Genomic DNA, 8,338 nt, shown 5'->3' on the forward strand with positions numbered 1-8,338 from the left:
CGGCGCTTTTTCGACACATGGATGGCTCCCCGTGCACGACTTCTCGCGAACCCTTCCTGGCGTCCTGCTGAAGCTTGTCCAAGGGCCGTCCGCCCACGCGCCGCTCTACACGTTCCTGGGTGAAGCTGACGGTGAAGAGACCGTGTGGAGCGCGTCCGACCTGGACGTGCGAGCACGGCGGATAGCCTCGGCGCTGCGTGAGCGTGGCGCGCAAGGCGAGCGCGTGCTGCTGCTGTACCCGCCGGGACTGGACTACATCGCGGGCTTCTTCGGCTGCTTGTACGCGGGAGCGGTGGCGGTGCCCGCGTATCCGCCGGACCCGATGCGGCTGGAGCGCACCCTGCCCCGCCTGCGGGCCATCATCCAGGACGCACGTGCGTCGGTGGTGCTCACCACGTCGGGCATCCTCGGGCTGTCGGACTTCGTCTTCGAGCAGGCGCCGGACTTCCGCGCGCTGCACTGGATGGCGACGGACGAGTTGCCGGAGGGCGGCGAGCGGGACTGGGTGGCGCCGGAGGGCCTGGGCGCGGAGTCTCTCGCGTTCCTTCAGTACACGTCCGGGAGCACGGGCACGCCGAAGGGCGTGATGCTCACGCACGGCAACCTGCTGCACAACCTGTCGCTCATCCACGGTGCCTTCGGCGCACGTGCGGACAGCGTGGGCGTCATCTGGCTGCCGCCGTACCACGACATGGGCCTCATCGGCGGCATCCTGGAGCCGCTGTACGGAGGCTTCCCGGTGACGTTGATGTCGCCGATGGCGTTCCTCAAGCGGCCCATGGCGTGGCTGGAGGCGGTGTCGCGCTTCGGGGGAAGCATCAGCGGCGGGCCGAACTTCGCGTTCGACTTGTGCGTGAGAAAGAGCACGCCGGAGCAGCGGCGTGCGTTGGATTTGAGCCGGTGGGAGGTGGCCTTCTGCGGCGCGGAGCCGATTCGCCCGGAGACGCTGGAGCGCTTCGTGGAGGCCTTCGGCCCCAGTGGCTTCCGGCGCGAGGCCTTCTACCCTTGCTACGGGCTGGCGGAGGGCACGCTCATCGTCTCCGGCGGGGAGAAGTCGGCGCCGCCGGTGTCGGTGACGATTTCGGGTGAGGGGCTGGAGCGGCACCGCGCGGAGGAAGTGGGCGCGGCGCAGCCCGGTGCGCGCACGCTGGTGGGGTGTGGCCAGACGCTGGCGGAGCAGCGAATCGCCATCGTGGACCCGGAGACGTTGGAGCGGCGTGGGCCCGGGGAGGTGGGCGAAGTCTGGGTGTCAGGGCCGAGCGTGGCCCAGGGGTATTGGGGCCGCGAGGAGGCGACGCGCGAGACGTTCCATGCGCGCATCGCTCGTGAGGACGGCGGACCGTACCTGCGCACCGGAGACCTGGGCTTCCTGCGGCCGGAGGGCGAGCTGTACGTCACGGGGCGGCGCAAGGACCTCATCATCCTGCGCGGGAGAAACCACTACCCGCAGGACCTGGAGGCGACGGTGGAGGGGGCGCACCCGGCGCTGAGGCCCGGGGGCGGCGCGGTGTTCTCGGTGGAGGTGGGTGGCGAGGAGCGCGCGGTTGTCGTGCAGGAAATCGACGTGCGGCGGCTGGGCGGACTGCGTGAGCAGCTGGCGGCGGCGGACGCGGCGGTGGGCACCATCCGTCAGAGGCTGGCGGAGTCGCACGAGGTGCAGGCGCACGCGGTGGTGCTCATCGAGCCGGGCAGCCTGCCCAAGACGTCCAGCGGCAAGGTGCAGCGGCACGCGTGCCGAGCGGCCTTCCTCGCGGGGGCATTGCAGGAGGTGACGGCGTGGCGGGCGGAGGGCTCTCAATCTTCCGATGCACGCCCATCGCCGGCCGAGGCTCCCCTGCCCGCTGGGCCGAAGGAGGAAGCGGCACTGCCTGAGAAGCCGGACGCGGAAGCACTGGTCGCATGGCTGCGCGACGTCGTGGCCCGGCACGTGCGCATGATCCGTGAGGACATCGACGTCGATGCTCCGGTGACTCGCTACGGGTTGGACTCGTTGGGCGCGGTGGAGCTGGCGCACGAAGTGGGCGCCGGCACCGGGCTGACAGTGCCCATGGAATGGCTGCTCCAGGGGCCGAGCATCACGTCCCTGGCTCATAGGCTGGCCTCCCTCCGTGACGCGGCGGGCCCCGCGCCTCTTCGCAGAAACGTGGGCGGCGACCGCGAGGCGTCCTCCTCGCAGGCCCGGTTGCTCTTCCTGTCCCGGTACGCCCCCGGCGACGTGTCCTACAACCTGCCCGCCGCCGTGCGCCTGGAGGGCGAACTGGATGTGGCCGCGCTGGAGGGCAGCCTCGTGGCGCTCGCGGCCCGGCATGAAGGACTGCGGACCTCCTTCCGCGAGACCTCGGGGCAGCCCCGACAGGTCATCGCGCCGGACGCATCCCTGCCGCTGGCGCGCGTGTCACTGGAGTCCCTGCCCGCCAACGCCCGCGAAGCCGAGGCGCTCCGCTTGGCCCACGAAGAGGCCCGCCGCCCGTTCGACCTGGAGCGTGGACCGCTGGTGCGCGCCACGCTCCTCACGCTGGATGCGCGGACCCATGCGCTGGTGCTCGTCATGCACCATGCCGTGTCGGACGCCACGTCCATGGCGGTGCTGGTGCGCGAGGTCTCCGTCCTCTACTCGGCGCTGCGCGAAGGCCGCCCGTCGCCCCTGCCCGCCCTGCCCCTGGACTACGCCGACGCCGCCGACTGGCAGCGGGACACTCTGGACGGCGCCGCGCTGGAGTCGCGGCTGGACTACTGGCGGACGCAGCTCGCTGGTGCTCCCCAACTGCTGGAGCTGGCCACGGACCGGCCGCGTCCCTCGCGGCGTGGGTCCGCGGGCGCTCGGGTGCCGGTGGTGCTGGAAGCGGGCCTCGCGAAATCGGTCCGGACGCTGGCGGAGCGTGAAGGCGTCACGCCGTTCATGGTCCTGCTCGCGGCCTTCCAGACCGTGCTCGCCCGCCGCGCGGGCCAGGACGACATCAGCGTGGGCACGGCCATCGCGGGCCGTCAGCGCGCGGAGTTCCAGGGGCTCGTCGGCCTCTTCGTCAACTCGCTGGTCCTTCGCACGCGGCTGTCGGGAGCTCCTTCGTTCCGGGAGCTCCTGGCCCGCGTGCGGGAGACGGCGCTGGGCGCGTACGCGCACCAGGATGTGCCCTTCGAGCGTGTGGTCGAGGCGCTCCGGCCTCCTCGTGAACTGGGGCACACGCCGCTGTTCCAGGTGATGTTCAACCTCCAGGGCGCGCGCGTGGACGCGCCCGTCCTGCAGGGGCTCCAGTCCCGGCTCCTGGACGTGCACACCGGCACGTCCATGTTCGACCTCACGCTGTCGCTCGCGGAGTCCCCCCAGGGCTTCGAGGGCTGGCTGGAGTACTCCACGGAGCTGTTCGACGCCGGCACCGTGGCGCGGCTGGCCGGTCACTTCCGCGTGCTGCTGGACGCCGCCATCGCGGCCCCGGAGACCTCCATCCACGAGCTGCCCTGGATGACGGACGCGGAGCGCCACCAGGTGCTCACCGCGTGGAACGACACGGCCCGGGACTACCCCTCCGGCAGCACCCTCCCCGAGCAGTTCGCGCTCCAGGTCGCCCGGACTCCGGACGCCATCGCCGTGGAGGACGGGGATCTTCGCCTGACGTACGCGCAGCTGGAGGCGCGGGCCAATCCGCTCGCGCACTTCCTCCGCGCTCGGGGCGTGGGCCCGGACGTGCCGGTGGCGGTGTGCATGGAGCGCTCCGTGGACTTCGTCGTCTCGGTGCTCGCCATCCTCAAGGCGGGCGGCGCCTATGTACCGCTGGATGCGTCGTACCCCGCGCAGCGGCTGGCGTTCATGATCGAGGACGCCCGGCCCCGGATGCTGCTCACCACGCGCGCGCTGCGTGAGCGGCTGCACGTGCCGGACGCGACCCTGGCCTGCTTCTTCGTGGACGCGCTGTCGCTCGATGATCAGCCTGTCACCGCGCCGGAAGTCACCGTGGGGCCTCGCAACCTGGCCTACGTCATCTTCACCTCCGGCAGCTCCGGCCGTCCCAAGGGGGTGGCCTCCGAGCATCGTGGCGTGATGCGCCTCGTGCACGCCGAGCCCTACTCGCGCGTCGGTCAGCGCGAAACGGGCATGCTCTTCGCGCCGTTGTCCTTCGACGGCTCCGTGATGGAGCTGTGGACGATGCTGCTGCATGGCGGCCGGCTGGTCATCTTCCCCGGCAAGGTCCCCGCCGGAGACATGGACACGCTCGCGCGCGTGGTGGAGCGCCACGCGGTCAGCTTCGCCCACCTGACGTCGGGGCTCTTCTCGCAGTTGGTGGAGCACCGGCTGGACATCCTCGGACGGCTGCGCGCAGTGCACGTGGCGGGCGACGTCATCTCCGCCCCGCATGTGCGCCGCGCGGTGGAGTTCCTGGGCCGGACCGTCATCAACGCCTACGGCCCCAGTGAATGCTCCGTGGCCGCCTCGTTCTTCACGGTGGAGCGGCCAGAGCAGGCGGGCGCGTCGGTGCCCATTGGCGCGCCGCTCGCGAACACCACGGCGTACGTGCTGGACGCTCGGCTCCAGCCGGTGCCGGTGGGCGTGCCGGGGGAGCTGTTCCTCGGCGGTGATGGCGTGGTCCGGGGCTACGTGTCGCGGCCGGACCTCACGGCGGAGCGCTTCGTGCCGGATACGTACGGCGCGCAGCCTGGCGCACGGCTGTACCGCACGGGCGACCGGGTCCGCTGGCGCGAGGATGGGACGCTGGACTTCCTGGGCCGCACGGACCACCAGGTGAAGGTGCGCGGCTTCCGCATCGAGCTTCCGGAAGTGGAAGCCGCCCTGCGCGAGCTGCCCGAAGTGCACGAGGCCGCGGCGGTGGTGCGCGAGGACGTCCCCGGCGACAAGCGGCTCGTCGCCTACGCGATGCCGCGCCCGGGGCAGGTGCTGGAGCCCACGCGGCTGAGAGAGGCCCTGCGCCGCAAGGTCCCCGACTACATGGTGCCGTCGCTGTTCGTGGCGCTGCCCACCCTGCCCCTGAACCCCAGCGGCAAGGTGGACCGCAAGGCCCTGCCCGCTCCGGACTCGGAGGCCACCGGCCGGCGTGAGCGCTACGTGGCGCCCGCCCATCCACTGGAGGAACGGATCGCCTCCACGTGGTCCCGCGAGCTCGGGGCCGACCGCGTGGGCACGCAGGACCACCTGTTCAACGACCTGGGCGGCACGTCGCTGTCCGTGATGCGGCTCGCCTCGCGCTTGAAGGAGACGCTGGGCCGCGATGTGCCCGTGGTCTGGTTGTTCGAACACCCCACGGTGGAGTCGCTCGCCCAGCGGCTGGAGCAGGAGTCGCAGGGAGCACCCGCGCCGTCGCCCACCGCGCCCGGCCACCGTCCGCGCGAGGCGTCGAAGCCTGGCGCCTCCGGGTCCATCGCCATCGTCGGCATGGCGGGCCGCTTCCCCGGCGCGGGAACGGTGGAGGCGTTCTGGCGGAACCTGCGCGAGGGCGTGGAGTCCATCACGCGCTTCTCCCCCGAGGAGCTGGAGCACCTGCCCTCCCTGCCGGAGGGGTTCGAGCTCTGGTACCACCCGGCGTTCGTTCCCGCCGCCGGTGTCCTGGAAGACGTGGAGGGGTTCGACCACGCGTTCTTCGACATGTCCCTGCGCGAGGCGCAGTTCACGGATCCGCAGCAGCGGCTCTTCCTCCAGACGGCGTGGGCCGCGCTGGAGGACGCGGGCGTCAATCCGGAGCGCTACCCCGGCGCCATCTCGCTGTACGCGGGCGCCGCGGCCTCTGGATACGCGGAGGCCGTGCGGCAGGCGATGCCGCTGGACGCGGCGTCCTTCTTCGAGCTGAACGGCACCGCCACCCACGAGAGCCTGCCGACGAAGGCGTCCTTCAAGCTGGGGCTCACGGGTGAGAGCACGTTGCTCTACACCGCGTGCTCCACGGGTCTGGTGGCCGTGCACCTGGCCTGTCAGAGCCTGCGGACGGGGCAGTCCGACGTGGCGCTCGCGGGGGCCTCGCGGCTGTCGCTGCCGCAGCGCACGGGCTACGTGGCGCAGGAGGGCCTCATCTTCTCACCGGACGGACACTGCCGTGCGTTCGACGCTCGGGCACAGGGGACGCTGCCCGGGAACGGCGTGGGCACGGTGGTGCTCAAGCGTCTGGAGGACGCGGTACGGGATGGGGACGCCATCTACGCCGTCATCCGGGGCTCGGCGCTCAACAACGATGGCAAGAACAAGTCCGGCTTCACCGCGCCCAGCGTGCAGGGCCAGGCAGCGGTGGTGTCCCAGGCGTTGGCCAACGCAGGCGTGGCACCGGAGGCCGTGGGCTACGTGGAGGCCCATGGCACCGCGACGCCGCTGGGGGATCCGATTGAAGTGGCGGCGCTGACCCGCGCGTACGGCCTGGGCGTGGAGCACCGGGGACGCATCGCGCTGGCGTCGCTGAAGACGAACGTGGGGCACCTGGACACGGCCGCGGGACTGGCGGGACTGATGAAGGCCGCGCTGTCGCTGCACCACGGTGAGATTCCCCCCAGCCTCCACTTCGAGAAGCCCAACCCGCAGATCGACTTCGACGCGGGTCCTTTCTTCGTCAACACCAGGTTGCGGTCGTGGCCTCGGAGCGAGACGCCTCGCTTCGCCGCGGTCAGCTCCTTCGGCATTGGTGGCACCAATGCCCACGCCATCCTCGAGGAAGCTCCCATGCGGCAGAGTGGTTCGACCACGCGTTCCCACCAGCTCGTCGTGTTGTCCGCGCGCTCGCCGGAAGCGTTGGAGGCGGCGGCGCGGCGGTTGGAGGCGACGGGCGTCGGGGACTCGGCGCTGGCGGATCTGGCGTTCACGCACGCCGTGGGTCGCAAGGCTTTCGAGTTCCGCCGCGCGGTGGTGGTGACGGGCGCGGAGGACCTGGCGCGGCAGCTCCAGAAGCCGGTGACGCTGGCGAAGAGCCCGGGCAAGGCGCCGCGCGTGGCGTTCGTGTTCTCCGGGCAGGGTTCGCAGCGGCTGGCCATGGGGCGTGAGCTGGCGGAGGCGTCGCCGCTGTTCCGCGCGCACCTGGACGCGTGCCTCGCGTTGCTGGACGCGCCGCTGCGGGCGCGGGTGTCGGCCGTGCTGACGCCCGAGGCCGATGCTTCGGCGGACCTCGCGGACACGCGCGTGGCGCTGCCCGCGTTGTTCAGTGTGCAGGTGGCGCTGGCTCGGATGTGGCGGGACCTGGGCGTCACGCCGTCCGCGGTGATGGGTCACAGCTTCGGTGAGTACGCGGCGGCGTGCATCGCGGGGGCGCTGTCGGTCGAGGACGGGATGCGCCTCGCGGTGGCTCGCGGGGAGCTGATGCACCGGATGCCGCCGGGCGCGATGCTCGCGGTGGCCCTGCCCGTGGAGCGCGTGCAGCCGTTGCTGTCGAGCCGGCTGTCGGTGGCGGCGGTGAACGTTCCGGACCGCTGCGTGGTGTCCGGGCCGGTGGAGGAAGTGGATCGGCTGGAGGCCGAGCTGAAGGCCCAGAAGGCCGGTGCGGTGCGCATGCCCGCGCCGCACGCGTTCCACTCCGCGGACGTGGAGCCGTTGATGCCGGAGCTGGCGCGCGTGGTGGGCGCACTTCGCTGGTCGGAGCCGACGGTGCGGTACGTGTCCAGCCTCACGGGGGCGCTGGCCAGGCCGGGAGAGCTCTCGGCGCCGGACTACTGGACGGAGCAGATGCGCCAGCCGGTGCGCTTCACCCGCGCGGTGGAGGCGCTCCAGGCGGAAGGCTGCACGGTGTTGCTGGAGGTGGGACCGGGACAGGACGTGACGCCGCTGGTGCGCGCGAACCTGGCCCGGCCCGAAGGCGGCGGATCCCCCGTCCACGCGCTGGCGTCGCTGCGGGTGGGCGGGAAGACGACGGAGCAGATGGGCTGGCTCCAGGCCGTGGGCGAGCTGTGGACCGCGGGTGTGATTGTGGACTGGAGCGCGTTCTACGCGCACGAGCAGCGCCTGCGGCTGCACCTGCCCACGTATGCGTTCCAGACCCAGGCGGTCTGGGTGCAGCCGAGAGCACGCGCCACGACGTCTCCGTTCGCGCCTCCGGCAGGAAGTCCCGTTCGTGCGCCGCAGGTTCCGGCAGAGGCCCCGGCCGCGCCCGTGGAGCGTGCGCCTGATGTGACCTCCGACCTGGCACTGGTCACGGCGTCAGTCCGCGCTCCTCAGGCCGCCTCCGCGATGACGGCCCCTGTGTCGGTTCGCGCTCCTCCAGCCTCGTCCGCGATGACGGCTTCGAACGGCGCGATTCAGATCGAGTCCGCGACGACGGATCCGGCCGGCGTCTCACACGGGGCTCTGGTGCACGGGAGTCCTCCGGAGGCGGGTGTGTCCTCGCACGGGTCTGCCGTGTCCACGGGCGTAGCACCCGCC

At 71.9% G+C, this 8,338-nt stretch carries 1 protein-coding gene; it reads left to right on the forward strand.

Annotated features, from left to right (window positions below; genetic code table 11):
• Positions 1–31: 31 nt before the first annotated feature.
• Positions 32–8,338: non-ribosomal peptide synthetase/type I polyketide synthase (locus D7Y11_RS24645; RefSeq protein ID WP_126934935.1), on the forward strand; the 8,307-nt coding region annotated here is incomplete at its 3' end.

Source organism: Corallococcus sp. AB018, from assembly GCF_003986945.1.
Lineage (GTDB): Bacteria > Myxococcota > Myxococcia > Myxococcales > Myxococcaceae > Corallococcus > Corallococcus exiguus.